2 protein-coding genes are annotated in these 1,635 nt (G+C 54.5%); both read right to left on the bottom strand.

The features are described 5' to 3' along the window. Positions 1-137 precede the first annotated feature (137 nt). Positions 138-533 (bottom strand): Imm50 family immunity protein, encoded by a 396-nt coding sequence (locus AC27IQ_RS24050; protein ID WP_487091063.1) that lies wholly within the window; start codon positions 531-533, stop codon positions 138-140. 3 nt (positions 534-536) lie between these two features. Beyond that, positions 537-1,635 (bottom strand): HNH/endonuclease VII fold putative polymorphic toxin (locus AC27IQ_RS24045; RefSeq protein WP_487091062.1); only part of this gene is annotated, 1,099 nt, incomplete at its 5' end.

Below are 1,635 nucleotides of genomic sequence, written 5' to 3'. Positions count from 1 at the left end.
GGCGCTCCTGCAGCAGGCGCAAAGGTGGTCTCGCCGAAGGCGTCGGCCTTGGCGATGCGCCGGCCAAAGCTATGCGATGTTGCTCGTGTTTTTTGATAAAAAACTTTTAAGCCTCAATACCAGGAGGATTTTAAAATTCATGCATCCTTATAACCACTTATACCATTTATCATCAAGAACTCAGCTTTAATAAAAGCCTCAAATCCATCACCTACCCCATGAACAGATATTAACGAAGATTCTTTTTTTATCTTTAAATTAATTTTTGCGTTAGTTATCACTCCAGATAATTTGATATCGCAAACAGATATCGCCAAGAGAACTACTTGAACCTTATTCGCCCCCGCCGCCACCCATTTTTTCGGAGGTCGAGTTGGAAATTCTGCAAGATCAAACCTCAAGGAGACTCTTGGACCGTCTCTATGAATTATTAGTTCGTGGATCTCTACGCTTTCCAAAACAGGCAAAACATCATCAAATATCTTCTTAACAGAAGCAGAACCATCCGTAAGTATCTCAGTCCAATGTTCCATTTTTTACCAAGAATAATGATCTTGAGTTCCTGGCACTGCGCCAGTTCGAGTATTTTCAGGCGGCCGAACATTAAAGTGTGGTCCTTGATCCCCAACACCGCCTTGACCAAATTGATGCCCAGCAGAATGGTCTTGAATAACTACCTTACTGCCATCAGGACGTGTATATGTATACTCCCGTGTCATAAGCGGTTTTCCATCCGCCCCTAAAATAGATTTCCCATTCCGATCTGTCATTGGAATTTTATTAACGGCATCTGGATGCTGTGAACGAGGGATGCCCAAGTCACGCTTAGCTTCATTCAAGGCGGCATTTCTTCCGCGGGAAGCCTCTTGAGCTCTCTGAGCACACCAACCCCAAGGGTCCACCCACGCAATCGGATTTGTTGCATAGCGATGCAGATTAGTACCACCCGCCAACCCAATAGGATCAGGCGTCGTGAACGACCCCAGGTCTGGGTCGTAATACCGGAACGTGTTGTAGTGCAGCCCCGTTTCCCGGTCCAGGTACTGCCCCTGCATCCTCAGGTTCTGCGGGGCCACCGCCATCTGCTGGCTGGCCCGGGCCCAGCCTTCCACCACCGGGGCGCCCACTGGTCGGCCGGCGGCATCGAATGCCTGCCACTCCTCCGCCACCGCGCTGCCCCAGGCCCGGTATTGCGCACGCCACACCAGATTGCCGTTTCGATCCGACATCTCTTCCGGCAAGCCATTGCCCTGGGTATGGAAGTAATAAATCCGAGCGCCCGGTGCCGCTGATCGCTCGTTGACGTTTATTGCTCCTGCCAGCGATGGCGTTGGCGGGCTGTTCTCCATCACCGCTGGTTGCGGTTGCGCGGCCTGGGCCTTGTCCAGCGCTGCCAGCATGCGTGCCAACCCGCCCACCGGCCCGGCGACCGCGTGGTGCGCATCCGCCCACTCGCCATTGGTGGTCGGCACGGAGTTTTCCTTGCCCCGCGCAGTGTCCACGTCGCCCAGGGCCAGCGCGGACGCGGGGTGTTCCGGCTCCAGCGCGCCCTGGCCGTCGATGCGCGCCAGGGGCGTGTAGCTGCCCGGCTCGTAGATGTAGCTGCTGCATTGCCCGCCCCGGCGCTCCTGCAGC

The organism is Acidovorax sp. KPB24-07 (genome assembly GCF_057543315.1).
This window is presented reverse-complemented; position numbering and strand designations above follow the sequence as displayed.